Origin of the sequence: Streptomyces himastatinicus ATCC 53653, from assembly GCF_000158915.1 — a bacterium.
In the GTDB taxonomy this organism is placed as follows: Bacteria; Actinomycetota; Actinomycetes; order Streptomycetales; family Streptomycetaceae; genus Streptomyces; species Streptomyces himastatinicus.
Genome location: NZ_GG657754.1, coordinates 4,398,080 through 4,418,413 on the forward strand (window position 1 = coordinate 4,398,080; position 20,334 = coordinate 4,418,413).

A 20,334-nucleotide genomic window follows, 5' to 3' on the forward strand; every position below is an offset into this window, starting at 1 on the left:
GCAGAACCGATACAGCACCAGCGAGCACCATTCCGCTCCACCGACCGCACCGCAGTCCCCACCGACCCGGTTCGGGAGCCGCTGAAGCGCGGGGTGGTGGGACGGCCGTTCCGGACGACCGGCCGTCCCACCGCCCCGCGCGCGTGTTCGATCGCCCTTTGTACGGTCTTTGTCGGGCCATTTCCCAGCGCGGCCGGGTCCGGTAGTGGCAGGCTGCTGAACAGCATGTATCAGCAGTACGAAGCCGGAGGTGCACGTCCCGTGACATCGAACGTCGGCCCCACTGTCCGGCGACGCCGGTTGGGCCAGGAACTGCGCAGGCTCCGCCAGGAGAAGGGCATGACGGCGGAGGAGGTGGCGGAGGAGCTGATGGTCTCCCAGTCGAAGATCAGCCGACTGGAGAACGGCCGTCGCAGCATCAGCCAGCGCGATGTGCGCGATCTCTGCCGCACGTACAAGGTCGAGGACAAGGCCCTGGTCGATTCCCTTATGCAAATGGCGAAGGAATCGCGCCAGCAGGGGTGGTGGAACGCCTTCGGCGACGTCCCGTACAGCGTCTACATCGGCTTCGAGACGGACGCGGCGTCCCTGCGGGTCTACGAACCCCAGGTGATGCCGGGGCTGTTGCAGACCCCGGAGTACGCGGAGGCGGTCATCAGCGGGGCGCTGCCCGAGGTCGCCCCGGACCAGATCGCCCAGCGGGTGCAGGTGCGGCTGCGGCGGCAGGAGCGGATCACCGATCCGCTGGGCCCGCTGCGACTGTGGGCCGTGGTGGACGAGGCGGCGATGCGGCGCGTGGTGGGCAACCACAAGATCATGAGCGATCAGCTGGAGTATCTGGTCCGCATGAGCCACGAGCCGCATGTGACGGTGCAGGCACTGCCGTTCGGCATGGGCTCGCACCCGGGCATGAGCGGGCAGTTCACCATCCTGGAGTTCTCCGACGAGTCGGATACGAGCGTCGTCTATCTGGAGGGCGTCACGAGCGACCTCTACCTGGAGAAGCTCACCGATGTGCAGAGCTACAGCATGATGTACGAGCATCTGCGGGCCCAGGCGCTGAACGTGGACCAGAGCCGTCAGTTCATCACCGAGGTGGCACAGGACCACGCGCGCCGGCACGGGGAGGGCTGACGACGCGGGTCGGGAGCGAGGGCGGAGCGTACACCTCCGTACCCTGCCGCGGAAGAGGCCAATGGAATATGCCACCCGGTCGAGTGAATGGCCACCTTTCGTGACGATGTTGACGAGTAACGTCGGCTTCGCCTCCAAACGGGGGTGCATCTCGTCAACAAAACGCATCGGAGCAATTGTGTCCATTCAGCAGGGAAAGACGAGTACCTGGGTGAAATCCTCGTACTCCGCAGGAAACGGCGCGTGCGTAGAGGTCGCCTCCCCGGTCGTCGATGAGATCGCCGTGCGTGACTCCAAGGACCCGCAGGGACCGACGCTCAGCTTCGCCCCCGCCTCCTGGTCGGCCTTTGTCGCCGACGTCCACGGCGGAGCCTTCGACCTCGGCTGATCCCGCTGTTCGACCGGCCGCGACCGTGCGGTCCGGCCCCGTAGAACCGCAGTTTCGCACCACAGCCACTGAGCCCTCTCGACCGGCCGCCGTCCCTGCCGAGAGGGCTCGTCGCATTTCGGTTTCCGTCGCCTTCATCGAAGCTCCGCGACGTATTGGTCCGTACCGGGAATCGTCGGAATGAACGGCGCGACGAATTCCACCCGGCCCAGTTCGGACCGCTCCACATCGGTGTCGAGCCCCGTCAGGTATTCGTCCCAGCATTCGCGTGGATCGCACTGGAGGAACCAGAGCAGGGTCAGCCTGGTGTCGACGCCCTCCACCTGCTTGACGTACGCCATCCGGTCCGACGGCAGCGGGGTCGGGCGGAAGACGGTCACCATCGCGGCGGGCGAGCCCGCCAGGCGGCGGGGCAGATGGCAGGTCCGTAGCCACTCCAGCAGCTCATCGCGCCGCTCGGGGCTCTCGCTCTCGACGACCTCCAGGACCAGCCCGGCGTAGGGGTGGTCCAGGGCGTGGTGGTCGCGCGGTCCGGCCGCCCCGTCCCGGTAGACGGTCGCCTCCCGGTCGTGGAAGGCCGTCAGGACGTGGGTGCGCTCCTGGAAGACCCGGCCGTCCCGGTTCAGCCGCTTGTTGATGCCGACCGTCCACCGCATGTGCTCCGCGTAGCGGTCCTCGGTGAGCCAGTAGACGGTGAGGTAGCAGCCCGCGGTGACCGGCTGGGCGACCGCCGACTTCTCCGGGTAGCGCAGGAGCTGGAGGTCGCGGGTGGCGACCCAGCGGCGGCCGGCGTAGATCCAGGGCATGGCCATCGCGCCCGCGATGAAGTGGTCGTCCTCGTACCAGCGGTTGTACGCGTACTCATGGCCGGGATGCGGCTCGACCATCGTGATCAGGGCGTGCCCCGGGCGCACCCCGTAGGGGCCGACGGAGGCCAGTTCTGCGTACAGCTCGCCGCGGGTGTCCTCGCTCGCGTCGCTCGTCATGCCCATCAGGTGTAGCTGACGCGACGTCAGCTGGGGAGGGGTGCGGCACGATCCGCGCACCCTCGGCACACGATGCGGGCCGGGTATGGCCATCTCCGGTCCGGGCACCTACCCTGACGCGGCGTCAGCCCCGAGGAGGCCCCATGCTGCGCGGCAGAACGGTCATCGTCTCCGGTGTCGGCCCCGGCCTCGGCCACCGCATCGTCGCCGCCTGCCTGCGCGAGGGCGCCCGGGTCGCCCTCGGCGCGCGCACCGGGGAGCGGCTGGCCGAAACCGCGAAGGAGCTGGACCCGGACGGTACGCGCACCGCCCATCGGGCCACCGATATCGCGGACGAGGCCCAGTGCGAGGCGCTCGCCGCGCTCGCACTGGACCGCTTCGGCCGGATCGACGCCGTCGTCAACGTGGCCGCACTGGACAGTCACTTCGGCGGTCTGGAGGACGCCGACTTCGCGTCCTGGGGGCGCGTGGTGGACGTCAACCTGTTCGGGACGCTGCGGATGACCCGGGCCTGCCTCCCCGCGCTCAAGCGGAACGGCGGCGCGGTGGTGCTCATCGGTACGCAGTCGTCGGTCGCCGCCCCCAGCGAGGTGCGGCAGGCCGCGTACGCGGCGTCCAAGGGGGCGCTCACCTCGGCGATGTACTCGCTCGCGCGCGAGCTGGGCCCGCACCGGATCCGGGTCAACACCGTGCAGCCCGGCTGGATGTGGGGGCCGCCGGTGCAGGCGTACGTCCAGTTCGCCGCGCATACGGAGGGCGTGCCCGAGGCCGAGATCGGGCAGCGGCTCACGGGCCGGATGGCGCTGCCCGACCTGGCGACGGACGGCGATGTGGCGGAGGCCGCGGTGTTCCTGGCCTCCGACCGGGCCCGGGCGATCACCGGACAGTCGCTGCTGGTGAACGCCGGTGAACTGATGCGTTAGCGCGACTCCTGTCCGGCCTTTCGGGATCCCGCTCCCGTACCGACCCATCGATGCGTGGGCGTGCGTCTGACGAAGTGCCCGCTCATCCTGGATTCGCGGACGCGTGCACGACAACGCCCCGACGGGTCAAGAAACCGTAAAATCGTTCTTCTTTCTGACTTGTGTTCACACTCGTGACCTCTCGAACCCTTGACCGGCCACCCGGACAAGCGGTTCAATCCCGGAAGTACCCCGCTCCCGCTCGGGGGAACCGCCCCAAGGAACGTCGCGGCGAAGTGCGCTCCCGTTCACAAGGCGGACCCCTGGGAGGGGACATGAACAGTCTCGACTGGGCTGTACTCATCGCATACTTCGGCGTCATGGTCGCCATCGGCGTCTGGTCCCACAAACGCGTGGACAACGTCAGCGACTTCTTCACCGCCGGCGGCAAGATGCCCTGGTGGCTGTCGGGCATCTCGCACCACATGTCCGGCTACAGCGCCGTGATGTTCACCGGTTACGCGGCCATCGCCTACCAATACGGCGTCACTTCCTATGTCACCTGGTCCTTTCCCATCGCCATCGGCATCGCGATCGGCGCGAACCTCTTCGCGCCGCGCCTCAACCGGGTGCGCAGCAGACTGGGTGTCGCGTCCCCCCTCGAATACCTGAAGAACCGCTACAACCTGCCCACCCAGCAGGCGCTGGCCTGGTCCGGAGTGCTGCTGAAGATCGTGGACGTGGGCGCCAAGTGGGCCGCCATCGCCACCCTGCTGTCCATCTTCACCGGCGTCTCGCTCAACCAGGGCATCCTGATCACGGGCGCGGTCACCGCCGTCTACTGCACCGTCGGCGGGCTGTGGGCCGACGCGCTCACCGAACTCGGCCAGTTCGTCATCCAGTTCGTGGCGGGCATCGCGATGCTGATCGCCGTGCTCAACGAACTGGACGGCTTCAGCACCTTCTGGACCGTCTGGGACGACCTGCCCGACAGCCACGCCGAGCCGACCGTCGGCCCGTACACGCTGATCTTCCTGCTCTCCTACCTCTTCATCAAGACCTTCGAGTACAACGGCGGCATGTGGAACCAGGCGCAGCGCTACATGGCCACCGACAGCGCCCACTCCGCCAAGCGCTCGGCCCGGCTGTCGGCCGTCCTGTGGTTCGTCTGGCCGCTGGTGCTGTTCTTCCCGATGTGGGTCGCGCCGCTGATCATCAAGACGGACAAGCCCGCCGACTCGTACGCGGAAATGGCCGAACACCTGCTGCCGCACGGGCTGCTGGGGCTGGTCATCGTCGGCTTCTTCTCGCACACCATGGCCATGTGCTCCTCGGACGCCAACGCGATCGCCGCGGTGGTCACCCGTGACATCATGCCCGCGATCTTCAAGTCCGTACGGCAGTGGAGCACCCGCACCGGGCTGCTCGCCGCCCGCTACACCACCCTGCTCTTCCTCGCCCTGTCCATGGGCATCGCCACCCAGGTGAACTCGGACTTCTTCGGCGACATCATCACCGTCGTCATCAAATGGGTCGCCGGTCTGATGGGGCCGATCGCGATCCCGCTGATGCTCGGCATGCTGCGGGCCTTCCGCAAGTCCGGGCCGACGGCGGCGCTGACCAGCTGGGCGCTCGGCCTGATCGCCTTCTACCTGGTCAACTACCCGATCAACGACGCGGTCGAGGGCGGCGTCAACCTGGAGTACCAGGTCGCCGTCCCGCTCGCGGTCTCGCTCGTGCTCTTCATCGCCATCGGCTACCTGAAGCCGGAGGACACCCCCGAGCGCGACGCCATCCTCGCCTCGCTCAACTCGGACGGCGACGGACCGGGCTCGGCGGGTGCCGCGCGGACCGTTCCTGCGCCGGACGCCACGGGCCGTACGAAGGTCTCGGGCGCGTCCGACTGACGCCGCACCGCCCGCGTCGTACGGCGGCAGCGCCACCGGGCCCCGGTCACCCTCTCGCTCCTGGGTGGCCGGGGCCCATGACTGTGGCCCGCACAGGCAACCATTCCCCCAGGTGGGGCCATCCTCCGGAATGAACTATCGTCGGCCGCCTGTGCCGTCTGCCGCCTCATGCACCTCTGGAGCGACCCCCGTGACCGCGACACAGATGATCACTCGGCGGCCCACGCTCTGCGCGGCGGTGTTCTGTCTGCTGTCCTTCACGGGCTTCTGGATCGCGCAGCGCGCCGCCGAAGTGTCCATGGTGGATCTGCTGGTCTACCAGGCCGAGGGCTGGACCGTACGCAATGCGGCGGATCTGTACGACATGCGGGCAAGCGTGCACCATCTGCCCAATACCTATCCGCCGTTCGCGGCCATGCTGTTCACCCCGCTGACCCTCATGGGCACGGGCGTCCTGCGTACCTTCGGCACCGCCGTCAACCTGGCCCTGATGGTCGCCCTCGCCCACCTGTCCCTGCGGCTCGTGGCCCGCCCGCGCCGGGTCCCCCGCGCCGCCGCCGTCCTGGCCCTGGCCGGGCTCGCGGTGTGGTGCGAACCGGTGTGGACGACCCTGCGCTACGGCCAGATCAACTTGGCTGTCGCCGTCCTGGTGCTGTGGGACCTGACCCGCCCGACGGGCCACCGCTGGGCCGGGGTCGGCACCGGCATCGCGACCGGGATCAAGCTGACCCCCGGGCTCTTCATCGTCTTCCTCGCGGCCGCCGGGCTGATCGAGACCATCCGGCGGCTGCGACGGCGTGCCGGATACGGCTTCGGGAGCGACCATCTGCGGCGGGCGGGCGTCGCCACGGCCGCCTTCGCCTGGACGGTCTGCATGTCGGCGCTGGCCCTGCCGTACGACTCCCACCGCTTCTGGACGCAGGTCCTCTTCGCCACCGACCGGCCCGGTGACGTCGAGGGCTCGGGCAACCAGAACCTGCGCGGCGCCCTCGCCCGGATGCTGCACACCCCCGACCCCGGCCTGTGGTGGCTCGCCGCGGCGGCGCTGATCGGCTGCGTCGGGCTGGCGACCGCCGTCGCCGCCCAGCTCGCCGACGACCGCGCCCTGCCGCACGCCCGCGCCTGGGCCGCCGTCAGCTGCGCCGTCACCGCCCTCATGGTCAGCCCGGTCTCCTGGTCCCACCACTGGGTGTGGGCGCTCCCGATGGTGCTGCTGCTCGCCGTCGAGACGGTCCGCCGGGCGTCCCGGGCCTGGGCGGGCTGGACGGCGCTGACCGGGCTGCTCTTCTGCTCCTTCATGATCTGGTACGCCCCGCACAGCGTGAAAGCGCGCGTCGAGCTGCACCAGACGCCGCCCCAGATGCTGATGACCGCCGTCTACCCGATCATCGGCATCGCCTTCCTGGCGGTCGCGGCCTGCGTCACCTTCCGCGCCCTGCGCGGCAGCGCCCCCGGGCCGCGGCCCACGCCCCGTCCCGCACCGCATCCCACCGCGAGCGCGTCGCGGGCGCTTACGCGCGCGGGTAGCGGCTGAGCCAGGCGGGCGCCGAGTTCTCGGGGCTGTGCAGGGCGGGGCCCTGGGTCATCTCCATCGCGAAGTCGTCGGCCAGCTCCAGGATCGTGCCGCGCCCCTCCACCTCGGCGAGCCACGCGGGCGGCAGCGCCGTCTCGCCGTGCAGCACGCCCAGCAGGTTGCCGCAGACCGCCGCCGTGGAGTCGCTGTCCCCGCCGTGGTTGACGGCGAGCAGCAGACCGTGCCGTACGTCCTCGGCGACCAGGGCGCAGTACAGCCCCATGGCCAGCGCCTCGTCGCCGGTCCAGCCCTCGCCGAGCGATTCGACGCGCTCGGGCGTCGGCAGCCCCTGGCGTACGGCGCCGAGTGCGCGCCGCAGCGCGTCCGTGGTCTCCTCGTGGCCGGGGCGGCCGGACAGATGGGCCAGGGTGCGCTGGACGGAGCCGTCCAGCGCCTCCCCGCGGGCCAGCCCGTGGACGATGAGGGCGAACGCGCCCGCCGCCAGGTATCCCGTGGGGTGGCCGTGGGTCTGGGCCGCGCACTCGATGGCCAGCTGGAAAACCAGCTGCGGCTCCCACCCCACCAGCAGCCCGAACGGCGCGGAGCGCATCACGGCGCCGCACCCCTTGGAGTCGGGGTTCTTGGGCGCCTCCAGGGTGCCCATGGTCGCGTCCCCGAGCCCGGTCAGACAGGCCCGCCCCGGGGCGCGCTGGGCGTACAGCCACTCCTCGCGGGCCAGCCAGCCGTCGTCCTCGCGGCGCTCGTCGGGGCCCCAGTCGCGCTGGGTGGCGTACCAGCGGCGGTGCGCGGAGTGGATGTCGGTGGGCGGATGCCAGGCGCCGGTGTCGCGGCGCACCTGGGCGCGTATCAGGCCGTCCACGGTGAACAGCGTCATCTGGGTGTCGTCGGTGACCGCGCCGCGCCGCCCGTACGCGGGCAGGAAGTCCGTCACGCCCTGCGCGCCGTGTTCCGCCCGGATGTCGGCCAGCGAGGAGAACTCCACGGCCGCCCCCAGGGCGTCCCCGATCGCCCCGCCGAGCAGACAGCCCCGTACCCGGCTGCGGAAGTCCTGCTGTTCGGCGCGGCCCCATACGCCGGTCGCTGCGCTGACGGTTGCGGTCACGACCTTTCCCCTTTTCTACGATCCGTGTATGGCCCGGGAGTGTCCTCGAACTGTAATGGACACTCTTTGATCGCTTCTGGATGCCGTCAATGGGGCGACCCATTGTGAAGGCGTCATCACGAATGATGCGGCGGACCGTCTCATTCCGAAATGGCGCACCGGATAACGGACGGTGGGCGACACCAGCTGTCCAGACCGCTGAATGCAGACGGATGAGGGCCCCGACCGATACGGTCGGGGCCCTCATCGTGCAGCCGTGTCGATCCCGGTCAGGCGCGTTCCGGGGATCCGAGCAGCGCTGACGCCGCCTTGAGTGGAGAGTCGGCCGCGTCGGCTACGGATACGGGAGCGGAACGGCAGGTGAAACCCAGGCGGGTCAGTGCTCGGGTGACCTCGTCGGCGGTGAAGTCACGGCGGTCCTGACGCGTGATGACCGCACCCACTTGCTTCACGGGGTAATGACGGCGGCCGATGATCACGAAGTCGCCCGTGACGGGTTCGGGTTTGATATCGGCCATCGCTTCCTGCACCTCACTCTTGATCAGGTCGAAGGGGAAGCGGGCGATGACACAGCGCATAATGCCTCAACAAGGTCGAAGAGAAGCCGGAATCGGATGGCCGGCCGGAGAGATCAGCGGAGCCGTACGTGAGCGTCCGGTCCCGGACTTATGCGGCCGAGCCGAAGTTGGACCGCCGCTGCGAGGCCCCCGACCCCGTCCGGGCCGCTGCGGCGGCGCGGCGGGCCTGGCCCGGGCGGCTGCGCCGGCCCCGCGAGGAGGAGCCGCCGCGTTTGGCGCGTTCGACGACCGGCGCGGCGATGGTTACGGGGATACCGGACGGCGCCTGGGCGCCGGTGATCCGGCTCAGTTCGGCTTCGCCGGAGCGGACCTTGGTGGTGTGCGGGGTGATGCCGGCCGTGCTCATGAGGCGGGTCATGTCACGGCGCTGGCCCGGCAGGACGAGGGTGACGACACTGCCGGACTCGCCGGCCCGGGCAGTGCGGCCACCGCGATGCAGGTAGTCCTTGTGGTCGCCGGGCGGGTCCACGTTGACGACGAGGTCGAGGTTGTCCACGTGGATGCCACGGGCCGCGACGTTGGTGGCCACCAGTACCGTCACATCGCCGGTCTTGAACTGGGCCAGCGTGCGGGTGCGCTGGGGCTGGGACTTGCCGCCGTGCAGTGCGGCGGCGCGGACGCCGCTGTTCAGCAGGTGCTGGGTGAGCTTGTCCACCGCGTGCTTGGTGTCGAGGAACATGATCACCCGGCCGTCGCGGGCGGCGATCTCCGTGGTGGTGGCGTGCTTGTCGGCGCCGTCGACGTGCAACAGGTGGTGTTCCATCGTGGTGACGGCGCCCGCCGAGGGGTCGACGGAGTGGACCACCGGATCGGCCAGGTAGCGCCGGACCAGAAGGTCGACATTGCGGTCCAAGGTGGCAGAGAAGAGCATCCGCTGCCCTTCGGGCCGAACCTGGTTCAGCAGGGCGGTCACCTGAGGCATGAAGCCCATGTCGGCCATCTGGTCCGCCTCGTCCAGCACGGTGATGCCGACCTGGTTCAGATGGCAGTCACCACGGTCGATGAGGTCCTTGAGCCGCCCTGGGGTCGCGACGACGACTTCGGCTCCGCCGCGCAGAGCGCCGGCCTGCCGACCGATCGCCATACCGCCGACGACCGTGGTCAGCCGCAGCTTCAGCGCCCGGGCGTAGGGGGCGAGCGCGTCGGTGACCTGCTGAGCCAGCTCCCGCGTGGGGACCAGAACCAGCCCCAGGGGCCGGCGGGGCTCGGCGCGCTGTCCGGCGGTGCGGGCCAGCAGGGCCAGGCCGAAGGCGAGGGTCTTGCCCGAGCCGGTGCGTCCACGGCCCAGGACGTCGCGGCCCGCGAGGGAGTTCGGCAGCGTGGCGCCCTGGATCGGGAACGGCACGGCCATGCCCTCCGCGGCCAGGGCCGCCAGCAGCGCGGGCGGCATGTCCAGCTCGGCGAAGGTCTCGGCCGGAGGCAGAGCGGGGGTCCGGGTGACCGGCAGGGCGAATTCTCCCTGCGGCGCAGCGGGACGACGGCCGTTCCCACCGAAGCGGGGGCGGGCGGAGCGATGGGTCGTTCGGGCAGTGCGTTTCATGCAAGCCTTCCTCGATGCGGCACGTCGAGGAATTCTCGGCAGCAGTAAGCCGCATATAAAAGAATCGCAAGAACGAACCGAATAGGTAAAACGAAGCGAAGCGGGGCGGAACAGATGCGCCCATCGCGTCGAAAGATGATCGGCATACGCCGCCGAGGCGGGCGCTCAAGATGCCGGATCGTCGGGGAAAACGAGCCGGGGCCCGCACCCAAGGTGCGGGCCCCGGCTTCGCTGTACGCGTCAGCGTCAGGCGGGAACGATGTTCTCGGCCTGCGGGCCCTTCTGGCCCTGCGTGACGTCGAACGTCACCTTCTGGCCCTCCTGGAGCTCACGGAAGCCCTGGGTGGCGATGTTCGAGTAGTGGGCGAAGACGTCGGCGCCGCCGCCGTCCTGCTCGATGAAGCCGAAGCCCTTTTCCGAGTTGAACCACTTCACGGTGCCAGTAGCCATGCCATATCTCCTTCGGGCGCAGTGCCCGGAGCCCACACTTTGCGGACCCCGCGTCGCCGCGATGATCACCCCTCCGGAAATGCACCGGAAAATACAAAAGAATTCCCGCCATATGCGACGGTGAAAACATTTGAAGTCTGGGAACCACAACTGCAACTGACAACGACAGTAGCATGGCGCACGGGATCATGCACGGAAATTGATAGTCACCCTCGATGGGGCAAAAACTCCTCACCAATTCAGAGGCTATTTCTGCGGTCGCGGCATTACATATTGGGCATCGGCGGGGGGAGCGACCGGAGGCCGGCCGGCCGCCGGGAAGACGGCCACGCGGTGGGCGCCGGAGGCGACACCGGTGGATCCACGGAAGGCCCCGCGGGAGCCGAACCGGCGAGGCGAGGTGGGGCGCCGCTCCGGATCCGCCAACCACCCGACATCCGTACCGCGGCAGGACAGGCACCGGTGACGGCCGGGGTAACCGTCGCCTCACCGTCACCTTCACTCCTCCGGCCCTACCGAGTCCGGGCCACCCTGGGCTGTTGCGGCAGCAGGGGTAAATCTGCATCGGCCGTAGTAGACATACGGCGCTCCTGTGGCTACTGTTTCTCGCGTAGCCAACGACGTCAGTCAGGCGCGGCAGAGACGACCTGCCGCGAGCGGAACACGGCACGACAGCGGAGTGGCGGGGCCGGGAAGTGCAGGAAGGTCCCGCCACTGGCTGCCGGGCCGGGTGGCTCCCAGGACCACCACGCATGACGCACGACAGCAGTGCCGGTAAGAGCAGTGAGAGAAACAGGAAAGGAGGGAGACGCCATCAGGATCGCCCGAGCACGGACCTGGTCCGCTCGGGTACCGCAGGCCCCGGATTGGAAGGTGGTCCCCGGTCACGCAGCCGCGATCCCCGCGCCTCGCCCCCAAGGCGGGCAGCGGAAACAGAAGGCCGGTGCACGGCGCCGGTAGATGGTGTTGAACCCTCGGGGCCCTGGTGTCATATGGCACCAGGGCCCCTCGACGCGTCCCGCAGAGAGGTGCGATGAATTCGAAGCCCCGAGAACGACCCACCGACAAATTCGATGACGACGATTACCCCGCGTACACCATGGGCCGCGCCGCGGAGATGATCGGCGCCACACCCGCCTTCCTGCGGGCCGTCGGCGAAGCCCGCCTCATCGTCCCCCTGCGCTCCGAGGGGGGTCATCGCCGCTACTCCCGCTACCAGCTGCGCATCGCGGCACGCGTGCGCGAACTCGTCGACCAGGGCACTCCGATCGACGCCGCCTGCCGCATCGTCATCCTCGAAGACCAGCTGGAGGAAGCCCAGCGGCTCAACGAAGAGCTGCGGGGGCCCGCCGCCGACGCGAAGCAGCCCGACGGTTCCTGACCACGCCCCACCGGCCCCCGTCTCCAAGGCGGCGGCAGGCCGCCCGGACCACATCGACTCGCCCGCGCCCGCCGCGACTGCGGCGGGCTGCCGTTCCTCAGCGACGTGGACCTCAAGCGGCTCAATGAGAATGCCGACAACATGACCGGATACGACGCCTGAAGCGTCGCGGGGTGCAGGTCGGCGAGTGGCGCCCGCAGGGCCGCGAGCCGGGTGCGGGTGGCCCGCGGCCGGCGTCCGGTCTCACCTCCACGGACGGAAGGTTCGGCTCCGTCCTGGGCTACGGAACCGGCCCCGGCGACTTCTGAGGCCCTGCCCCTCGCACGCAGGCGCGCGGGCGGCGCATCACCCCGAGCAGACGAGGAGCCCGCAGCGGCTCGTCACCTCGAAGGCGCCCTTGGCGGCGATCTCCTCCCGCACCAGCCGTTCCGCGTGCCGCAACACCTCCCCCGCGTCACCGCCCCGGCCGTCCGCCCAGGTCTCGTACGACCCCATGTGCGCCATGACGGGCCCCGGCTCCCGGACCGTGATCGTCCCCGTCAGCTCTACGACCCGCACCTCGGCGAAGGCCGCCCCCAGCAGCGCGGGCGCCTCCTCCAGCGTGAACCGCCCGCTGAACGACGGCCGCCCCTCCCCCGCCGCCCGCCGCCACACCTCGGCGATCTCGGCCTTGTCCCGCCCGCCGTTCGTCGACACCAGCGCCACGCCACCGGGCGCCAGCACCCGCCGCAGCTCCCGGATCGCCCGCGGGATGTCCGGCACGTGGTACAGCATGTGCATCGCCAGCACCGCCCCACAGCTCCCGTCCGCCAGCGGCAGCGCCTGCGCGTCCGCCACCGCCGCCCGCCCCACCGCCGGGGCCAGCATCCCCGGCGACAGATCGAGCGACAGCACCGCCACCTCCGGCCGCTCCGCCCGCAACCGCGCCCCGTACACCCCGTTCCCGCACCCCACGTCCACCACCGGGCCGCGAACGCCGCCCAGTTGGGCGACGGCCAGCCCCGGCAGATCGTGCCGCGGCTCCTGATACGCGTACAGCGCCTGCCGCGCCGCGAGATGGCGGTCGTCCCGGTATTCCTTCTCGGTCAGGGTCGTGCGATCGATCACGGCGCGCCGCCTCTCCGCCCCCGGGGAGCCTCGGTGGACGGCCAGTCTCACAGCCCGCGCACCCCGACGACAGAGGGCCGCCGGGGTAGCGTCTCCCTCATGAGAAACGGGGAATTGCGCTGCGGGATATGCGGATCGAGCCGACTGAGTCCGGTCGCACAACTCCGGACGGTCGAGGGCCAGAACGACCGCCTGCGCCTCAAGTTCCCCCGCCCGCGCGCCTTCACGCTGCGCCCGACGTTCAACGTCGACGCGGCCCGCGCCTGCCTCGACTGCGGCGCCGTGCTGCCGTTCCTCGGCGAAGATGCCCTCAACGATCTCAACGAGAGCGCCGACGGACTGACCGGCTACGACGCCTGAAGCGTCGCCCGCAGGTCGGCGAGCGGTGCGCGAAGGGCCGCGATACGGGCGTGGTCGGCGCCCGGAGCTTCGGCGAGGTCGTCCAGGGCACGTACGGCGTCGTCCACGACCTCCCAGTACGGCCGGGCAGCGGGCAACTCCGCGAGGAGCCGTCCGGCCCCGGCCCAGTCACCGAGGGCGGCTCGGCTGATGACCGGGGCAGCCGCCCGGGTCTGCGGGTCCCACTGATCCCCATACTCGGCCAGCAGTTCTTCGAAGGCGGTCCACCGTTCCCGTGCCTCGGAGAGACCGGCGGTTCGGCTCACCAGCATGGCGTGTTCGAAGGCGATGTCGAGGTCGTCGGGGTCGACAGCCATCGCCCGTTCGATGTCCTCGGCTGCCGTGTCGTACCGGCCCGCCCGCCGGTGGCACCTGGCCCTGACCTCCAACGTGAACAGATCGTCGGGGTCGAGCCGGACAGCCTGGTCCAAGTCGGCGAGGGCGCCCTCGTCATCACCGATGCGCAGGCGCAGAGACCCTCGATCCGCCAGGATCCACGGGCCGTCGGGGGCGGCGGCGACGGCGGCGTCGAAGTCCGCCAGAGCTTCGCCGAGTCGCCCGACGTGCCCATAGGTCTGTCCCCGGCGGTCCAGGGCGAACGCGTTCGAAGGTTCGATCTCGATGGCCCGGCCGAAGTCCGCCAGGGCCTCCTCGAAGCGGTCCGTCATCCGGCACGCCTCGCCGCGCTCTGCGAGCACTTCCTCGTTGTCAGGATGGGACGCGAGGTAGCGGTCGGCCGCGGTGATCGCCTCCTCGTGGCGATCCAGGTTGCGGAGGGCGACGACGCGAATGGACGCGGCGTAGTCGGAACCGAGTTCGACGCCCCGCTCGGAGTCGGCGAGCGCCTCCTCGTAACACTCCACTTGGCAGTAGATCTTGGCACGGTCGCCGTAGGCCCAGCCCCATTCGGGCCTGATCTCCAGCGCCCGAGTGATGTCCGCAACCGCACTCTCGTAGTCCCGCAGGCCGTAGTGGATCAGGGAGCGATTGGACAGGGCCAACTCGTTCCCGTCGTCCAGTTCGAGGGAGCGGGTGAGGTCGGCCAGGCATTCCTCAAACCGTGCGAGGTGACCGAGTGCCTCGCCGCGCTGGGCAAGGGCCCAGGCATAGCGGGGAGCCAGCTCCAAGGCGCGGTCGAGGCTTTCCACCGCCTGCTCATAACGATCCATGTCGAGGTACACGCTCCCGCGGAGCGCATGGGCACTTTCGAAATCGGGGAAGATCTCCAGCGCTCGCTCCGCGTCCCTCAGAGCATCCTCCAGCTCGTGCATGTCGCGGCGGGCGAGACCGCGTAAGTAGAAGACCCTGGCCAGGGCCCCCTCGTCCGGACCGACTTCATCGATCAGGAGGGTCATGTTGTCGACCCAGTCCCTCCTAGAGGACACCGCGAGAAGTCGTTCGCCCCATGCACGTACCGAATCGCTACCGGAGTCCTGGCCCGCCTCCACGAGGACCTGCATCCACCGGCGTTTCCAGGACGACGGCACGCGCCGCACGTACACATGCACATACGCGCGCAATTCCTCGCGCAAGGCCTCTTCCGGGGCCGCGCACAGCCGGTGGTACGCCTCTTCCAGCCGGTAGTCCAGCCATCGCTCATGCACCCACTTCTCGTTGTCCCGCAGCGTCTCCTCGATTTCCCGCTGCCATCGCGCTAAGGCGTCGGCCAGGCAGAGATGCCGGGTGCGCCACCCCTGGGGCGACCGGTTGCGCTGGAGGCGCAGCATGGCCGTACGGACAACCTCGTGGTACTGGCAGCGGCCGGAGCGGTCGTTGACGAACGGGAGGGAGCGCAGCCAGCCGTACAGCCCGGCCGCCTCGTGCTCCACCACGGCGCCGAATACGTCCTCGTCGAGCTGCCGGGGCAGGGCCGCGGCAAGCGCCGCCGAGCGGTGTATCTCGTCGCTCACCCATTTCAGGAAGCGCTCCACGGCGGTGCCGCTCGGATCGCCCACGGCCTCGGGCGTGGCAGGCTGGGCCTCGGCCAGCATGGACACCAGGACGGGCAGCCCACCGGTGAGGCGGAGCACGACTTCGACCACCTGCTCGCCGTCCACGCCCTTGGCCAAGAGGAGCTGCCGGGCCTCGGCCTCCGTGAAAGGCGTCAGCGGGATGTCCGCGATGAGGTCGGCGTAGTCGCCCCAGCACCGCGGGTCGAGCATGCCCTGCCCGGCCAGGGTCACCACCGCGTTGGCCGGGAGCGAACCGTAGCGGCCCTCGATCACCACACCGCACAACCAGGTGTCGAACAGCGGGCCGGTGCGTTCGTACGTATCGAAGAACCATGCCACCCAGGGCACGGACGCGGCCACTTCGGCCACGTCCGTCAAGAACGCGGGGGTGAGCACATCCAGGGGCGACATCACCAGGTCCACGTCGTCGTGACTGCGGAAGCGCGCGCTGAGTCTGGCCCGCACACGGTCCGCCGCCTGCGCGATCCGATCCGGCTCCGCCGCCCCGGCGAAAGCCCCGACACCAGGCACCATCCCCAGCCCCACCAGCCCGGCACGAGCGACGAAGGCGCTGGACGCCGAGGCCGGGGGTTCGCCCACCGCATCCTCCGACGCCGTGACCGCGCCCGCAACCGAGTCGGCCTCGTGCCGCCGCTGCCGGTATGTGGCAAGCAGCTTGTCGAAGGACTTCAGCGCGTGGCCCTGCCGGGCGAACTGGGCGCTGATCGCCGCCATGACGTCGAGGACGGTGTTCACGGACTCGTCCACATAGGCGGTGAGCGCCTGGTATTCGCGTGCGGTGTTCTCCATCTGCCGCACCAGCGTCGTCTTGCCGACGCCCGCGTCCCCGCGCACATGGAACACGAAGCGGTGCGCCTCGTGCTCGGGCGGTACGGCGAAGTTCTCCCGGTACGCGGCTAGTTCATGCCGTCGACCAACGAACCGGCGCCGCCGCCGGATCAAGTCCTGCATCGTCGGACGCTGCGCAGCCATGGCCCCTCCCCGTCATGCAGAGTAACCATGCCTGACGACACTCTGCCCGGGAAGCCGCGTGCCGCCCCGGCGCGCGGCAGGGGCAGCCGGAAGCCGGCCTGCCCCTCCGCGCGAGCACCCGGTACTCCTGGCCCGGCCGCGAGCCCGGCTCCGGGAGTTGCGCGTCATCCCTGGTGTTCGCCAGTCAGCCGCTTGAACAGATGCACGTCGGCGTGTCCGCCGGGGATACCGAGCGCCCTGCCGGTCTCGGCGTAGCCGTGGCGCTCGTAGAATCCCGGCGCCTGGAACGTGTACGAGGACACCGCGACGCGATCACACCCGCGCCTGCGCGCCTCGTCCTCGGCTGCCCGCAACAGCCTGCTCCCCCACCCGCCCTGACGGCTGTCCTCGCGCACCCACAGCAGCTCGATCCCGCACAGACCGCCCCACGTCCACGCGGACAACCCACCGACCAACTCGCCCGCCCTATCGCTGACCTTGACCGAGAACCCGCCCCAGTCGGCCGCTCCGGTGGCGGCCGCGTTGAAGGCGTCCAGTTCCTTGCCCAGCCGCTCGTCAAGCTGGGTGTCACGCTCGCCGGTGGTCAGGGTGGGACCGGCGCCGTCGTCCGTCGTCATGGCGCGCAGCATGGCACTCCGCCGTGCCCCACACCACGCGTTTTCCTGTCCGTCGATCTGGCCTAGGAGCGATCCAGCGCTGGGCGTTCTCGCAGGACAGGGAGCGGGCTACCGCCTGAAGATCGCCAGTCATCCAAGCGGCACCCGCGCGAAGGGCTCCCACTCGTACATCCGGTTGTCGCGATGCAGCACGATCAATTCGGCCGAGGTGATGCGGGCTGTCGCCGGGGGCACATCCGCAGCGGCGATCGCTTCGACAACGGGCGTGGCCGGGCCGTCGCTGCTGCTGTAGGCCACCGATACGTGGGGTTTGAAGCCGTCTGCCGACTCGGGCACCTCGGGCAGGACATCGCCGATCGCCGCCCGGATCGCATGACGTACGGCCACCACCGGCTCGGACGGTTCGGCGAACGTCTCGACGGCCTCAGGAGTCACGACGGGGGCGCGGAACCGCACGTCGAACGCGGGTACCTCAGCCAGCCGGGTTCGAGCGGCATCCACGATCGACGTCACATCGCGCTCATCGATCTCACCGACGAAACCCATGCCCTGCATGGTCAGATGCAGCCAGCGATCGGGAATCGGGTCAAGGCCGTCGAGGCCCAGCAGCGCGTCCCGGTAGGCACTGACGAGGCGCCGTACATCCGGCTGTTCTTCGAACGTCAGATGCCAGGTGTAGAAGCGACGACCGACCTGCCAGCCCGGCCGCCACCACCAGTGATTCGCCATGGCACTGGCTTGCGTAGTCATGGAGGATCCAATCAGTCCTGTCCCTCTCGTGCGGAGAGGGCGAATCGGCGGGGTACGGACTCGACGCAGAACTCTTCGATGTGATCACGCAGGGTGCGGGCCGATGCGCTGTCGGCCGTGGGAGCGTGGACGAGGCTCTCGGCGAGTTCCCGCATACGCCGAGCCACCGTGTCCAAACGGTGCTCCGGGGGCAGGGCCAGTACGGGGCCCAGCGCTTCGCACGCCGCGTCCAGGGAGCCGAGCGCCATGTGGGTCGAGGCGTGGGAGATGCACACCTGGGCGGTGGTGCCGTAGGCGTGGAAGGGCTGACTCGCGAGTGCTTCCTGCGCCTCACGGAGCGCGAGTCGCGGGTTGCCGATACGCGTGTGGATGGCAGCGGCGTAGTTGGCGCGACGGAACTCCGGGCACGAGTACAGCCCACCGATGTCATCCGTGCCGGTCGTCGTGTCGCGAACGTCTGCTGCCCGGTTCAGCGCGGCCTCCGCCTCGTCGACGGAGCCCCGTTCCGACCATGCGTCCGCCTCCTGGCAAGCCAGCAGCACACCGGCCGTGCCGCTCGGTTGATGGGCCAGACCACGACGAGCGTGGTTGATGGCGTCCCCGAACCGACCGTCCCAGAAGGCGATCTTCGAGCGAGTCGAGAGGACCCATGCCTGTAGGTCGTTGTGTCCGGACAGATCCGCGCACAACCAGGCCGTACGCCCCTGGGTTTCGGCGTCGCGAAGGCATCCAAGGTCGGAGGAGATCCAGGCAAGCAAGCCACACAGATACCCGGCCGCTACGTACAAGTCGGCGGACTGCCGGGGGCGCTGCCGCCCCTCGAGCAGCGCGAACACCCTGTCCCGCAGGCGACGGGTGCGGAGAAAGACGGCCACCGGCTCCTGGGTGAGGTAGTCGGCGGCGAGCGCACGGATATCGGCCATGAGCTGTTCCAGTGCGATGTCACCCACATTGGATACCTCGGCCGCCTGCGCCCAGGCCGCCGACTCGTCGGCGGCGGTGCGCACCAGGTCCTGCCCTGATGGGTCGGCGGCCTCGGCAGGCGGCGAGGGCGGTACGGGCAGTGGCTGCGGGCCTGCTGCGACCAGCGCGGTTACGGAGTGCCGCAGAATGCGCTGTTCGCTCTCCGGAAGTGCCTTTCGGTCCGCCAGATCAACGATGTCCTCCACGTCGCACCCGAACACTCCCGCAAGCAGCAGAAGCACAGCCAGGGATGGCCGTCGGCCTGAAGGCCCCGGCCACTTCTCCCATTTGCCGACGAGCGACGCGTCCGCAGCCACGGCTTCGCCGGGGCGGCGAAACCCGAGTTCGGTGACGCGGTCAGCTGTCCCCTGCAACGTCCAGCCGTGAGCATGCCGCCATGCCTCACGGGGCCTCAGTCGGAAGCGAACTCGCATCTCCACGACCATGTCCGCCCTGCTGCAACCCGCTGCCGCCATGTCGTGCCGCAGCGCGTCGCGGTCTGGTTTCGAGCCGGTCTTCGGGCGTGGAGTCACAGGCATGCCCCCTGCGCGATGTCGTGCGCCCACTGTAGCTGGACGGATGCCTTGAGTGATGCCGCTTCCCTTGGCCTGGGGTGTGCAATCGTCCAAGGTGACGCTCGCAGCCGGGTGTCACGGCCGCGAAGTCCCCATGATGAACAGACCGAACCTTTGGACACCCCCGAACGGCAGCGACATCACCGTGCTTCCGACCGGCAGATGGCGGGACGCTCGTCCGCGCGTCCGCAGCCGTCGGGGAGCACGCCTTACGGCTACTCGGGCCGGAGTCCGGTGCCGTTATCCAGGACCGGCACGGGCCGTTGTACTGGCTGGTGCGGACGGGGGCGGCGGACGGGTGGGATGTGCGGGAGGTGCGGGTGCTTGGTGGCGCGGCGAGCGTGGCGAGTTATCTCGGGGTGCCGCCCGCGCATCGGACCACCCGGCCCGGTACGCACTGGCGCATTCCGATCGGACCCGGGCGCTACCTCACCGATGCCGCGCTGCTGCGGGGTGCGCTGGTGCTGGCCGCGATCGCCGAGCTCGGTTCGGGCGAGGTGGCACGGCGGTGATTCAGGTCTGCTACCACTGCCAGCGGCCGACCCCTGAGCCGGTCGTCGTCGAGGAAGGACACGGCGCCAGCGCCGGCGGACACACGGTGTACGCCTGCCCCGAGGACGCGCCCCGCTTCCCGGCGCGGCCGGGTCCCCTCGCCGAGATCGATGCCTTGCGGCGGGCAAGGGTCAGTCGGTGACGCCCAGGCGGAGGTGTTCTACGTGGTGGAGGGCCTGGTCGAGGAGTTCCGCCACGTGGTTGTCGTGGAGGGAGTAGACGACCGAGCGGCCCTGGCGGGTGCCGGTGACCAGGCCGAGGTTGCGGAGCAGGCGGAGTTGGTGGGAGCAGGCGGACTGCTGCATTCCGACGGCTTCGGCGAGTTCGGTGGCGGGGCAGGGGCCTTCGCGGAGGCGGGCCAGGATCAGCAGGCGGGAGGGGGTGGCGAGGGCCTGGAGGGTGGCGGCGACCGTCGGGGCGTTCTCGGGGGTGAGGCGGGCGCGCGGGGCGGTGGCGTCACCGGCGGGGGGTTGTGCTCCATGGCCCATGGGGTCATCCTACGGATCGTAGACGAATGAATACTT

19 protein-coding genes are annotated in these 20,334 nt (G+C 69.8%); 8 read left to right on the forward strand and 11 right to left on the reverse strand.

What is annotated here, in order from left to right:
* Window positions 1–261: 261 nt before the first annotated feature.
* On the forward strand, window positions 262–1,134 hold the full coding sequence (locus tag SSOG_RS18135; RefSeq protein ID WP_009715700.1) for a helix-turn-helix domain-containing protein: 873 nt from the start codon (window positions 262–264) through the stop codon (window positions 1,132–1,134).
* Window positions 1,135–1,312: 178 nt separating this feature from the next.
* Complete coding sequence (locus SSOG_RS18140) at window positions 1,313–1,522, forward strand: DUF397 domain-containing protein (protein WP_009715701.1); 210 nt, start codon at window positions 1,313–1,315, stop codon at window positions 1,520–1,522.
* A gap of 134 nt (window positions 1,523–1,656) precedes the next feature.
* Here the strand turns inward: SSOG_RS18140 and SSOG_RS18145 are convergent, their stop codons facing one another.
* A complete protein-coding gene (locus SSOG_RS18145) occupies window positions 1,657–2,514 on the reverse strand; it encodes a hypothetical protein (protein WP_009715702.1) in 858 nt (285 codons plus the stop codon).
* A gap of 137 nt (window positions 2,515–2,651) precedes the next feature.
* On the opposite strand from SSOG_RS18145, the gene SSOG_RS18150 reads away from it, so the two are divergent.
* The 3 genes from SSOG_RS18150 (at window position 2,652) to SSOG_RS18160 (ending at window position 6,851) form a co-directional block, all read left to right on the forward strand.
* Entirely contained in the window at window positions 2,652–3,431 is a 780-nt protein-coding gene (locus SSOG_RS18150; protein ID WP_009715703.1) for an SDR family oxidoreductase, read from the forward strand.
* 314 nt (window positions 3,432–3,745) lie between these two features.
* Window positions 3,746–5,317 carry a sodium:solute symporter family protein gene (locus SSOG_RS18155; protein WP_039938003.1) on the forward strand — a complete coding sequence of 524 codons (1,572 nt, stop codon included), beginning with the start codon at window positions 3,746–3,748 and terminating at the stop codon, window positions 5,315–5,317.
* Between the two features lie 190 nt (window positions 5,318–5,507).
* The gene (locus SSOG_RS18160) at window positions 5,508–6,851 is read left to right on the forward strand and encodes a glycosyltransferase 87 family protein (protein WP_342634306.1); all 1,344 of its coding nucleotides are present in this window, start codon (window positions 5,508–5,510) and stop codon (window positions 6,849–6,851) included.
* On the opposite strand, the gene SSOG_RS18165 is transcribed toward SSOG_RS18160, so the two are convergent.
* The 4 genes from SSOG_RS18165 to SSOG_RS18180 form a co-directional block, all read right to left on the reverse strand.
* The gene (locus SSOG_RS18165) at window positions 6,829–7,953 is read right to left on the reverse strand and encodes an ADP-ribosylglycohydrolase family protein (RefSeq protein ID WP_009715706.1); all 1,125 of its coding nucleotides are present in this window, start codon (window positions 7,951–7,953) and stop codon (window positions 6,829–6,831) included. The genes SSOG_RS18160 and SSOG_RS18165 overlap by 23 nt on opposite strands.
* A gap of 269 nt (window positions 7,954–8,222) precedes the next feature.
* A complete protein-coding gene (locus tag SSOG_RS18170) occupies window positions 8,223–8,531 on the reverse strand; it encodes an SCO5918 family protein (protein ID WP_009715707.1) in 309 nt (102 codons plus the stop codon).
* Between the two features lie 88 nt (window positions 8,532–8,619).
* Window positions 8,620–10,071 (reverse strand): DEAD/DEAH box helicase, encoded by a 1,452-nt coding sequence (locus tag SSOG_RS18175; protein WP_078510339.1) that lies wholly within the window; start codon window positions 10,069–10,071, stop codon window positions 8,620–8,622.
* A gap of 246 nt (window positions 10,072–10,317) precedes the next feature.
* Complete coding sequence (locus SSOG_RS18180; protein WP_009715709.1) at window positions 10,318–10,521, reverse strand: cold-shock protein; 204 nt, start codon at window positions 10,519–10,521, stop codon at window positions 10,318–10,320.
* A gap of 1,033 nt (window positions 10,522–11,554) precedes the next feature.
* On the opposite strand from SSOG_RS18180, the gene SSOG_RS18185 reads away from it, so the two are divergent.
* Window positions 11,555–11,902 carry a MerR family transcriptional regulator gene (locus tag SSOG_RS18185; protein WP_009715710.1) on the forward strand — a complete coding sequence of 116 codons (348 nt, stop codon included), beginning with the start codon at window positions 11,555–11,557 and terminating at the stop codon, window positions 11,900–11,902.
* Window positions 11,903–12,247: 345 nt separating this feature from the next.
* Here SSOG_RS18185 and SSOG_RS18190 read toward each other — a convergent pair whose 3' ends face one another.
* A complete protein-coding gene (locus SSOG_RS18190) occupies window positions 12,248–13,009 on the reverse strand; it encodes a class I SAM-dependent methyltransferase (protein WP_039938005.1) in 762 nt (253 codons plus the stop codon).
* A gap of 99 nt (window positions 13,010–13,108) precedes the next feature.
* Here SSOG_RS18190 and SSOG_RS18195 point away from each other — a divergent pair, with 99 nt between their 5' ends.
* Complete coding sequence (locus tag SSOG_RS18195) at window positions 13,109–13,369, forward strand: hypothetical protein (RefSeq protein ID WP_009715712.1); 261 nt, start codon at window positions 13,109–13,111, stop codon at window positions 13,367–13,369.
* On the opposite strand, the gene SSOG_RS18200 is transcribed toward SSOG_RS18195, so the two are convergent.
* The 4 genes from SSOG_RS18200 to SSOG_RS18215 form a co-directional block, all read right to left on the reverse strand.
* Window positions 13,357–16,353, reverse strand: a complete 2,997-nt coding sequence (locus SSOG_RS18200; protein ID WP_009715713.1) for a tetratricopeptide repeat protein — start codon at window positions 16,351–16,353, stop codon at window positions 13,357–13,359. The two genes, SSOG_RS18195 and SSOG_RS18200, sit on opposite strands and share 13 nt — an antisense overlap.
* 164 nt (window positions 16,354–16,517) lie before the next feature.
* A complete protein-coding gene (locus tag SSOG_RS18205) occupies window positions 16,518–16,970 on the reverse strand; it encodes a GNAT family N-acetyltransferase (RefSeq protein WP_039941331.1) in 453 nt (150 codons plus the stop codon).
* Window positions 16,971–17,099: 129 nt separating this feature from the next.
* Entirely contained in the window at window positions 17,100–17,720 is a 621-nt protein-coding gene (locus tag SSOG_RS18210) for a 2'-5' RNA ligase family protein (protein WP_245606322.1), read from the reverse strand.
* An 11-nt stretch (window positions 17,721–17,731) separates the two neighbouring features.
* Window positions 17,732–19,159 carry an NsdA family TPR-like regulatory protein gene (locus SSOG_RS18215; protein WP_483754815.1) on the reverse strand — a complete coding sequence of 476 codons (1,428 nt, stop codon included), beginning with the start codon at window positions 19,157–19,159 and terminating at the stop codon, window positions 17,732–17,734.
* A 413-nt stretch (window positions 19,160–19,572) separates the two neighbouring features.
* Here SSOG_RS18215 and SSOG_RS56075 point away from each other — a divergent pair, with 413 nt between their 5' ends.
* Complete coding sequence (locus tag SSOG_RS56075) at window positions 19,573–19,770, forward strand: hypothetical protein (RefSeq protein WP_245606324.1); 198 nt, start codon at window positions 19,573–19,575, stop codon at window positions 19,768–19,770.
* A 171-nt stretch (window positions 19,771–19,941) separates the two neighbouring features.
* On the opposite strand, the gene SSOG_RS18225 is transcribed toward SSOG_RS56075, so the two are convergent.
* The gene (locus SSOG_RS18225; protein WP_009715718.1) at window positions 19,942–20,298 is read right to left on the reverse strand and encodes an ArsR/SmtB family transcription factor; all 357 of its coding nucleotides are present in this window, start codon (window positions 20,296–20,298) and stop codon (window positions 19,942–19,944) included.
* Window positions 20,299–20,334: the final 36 nt, after the last annotated feature.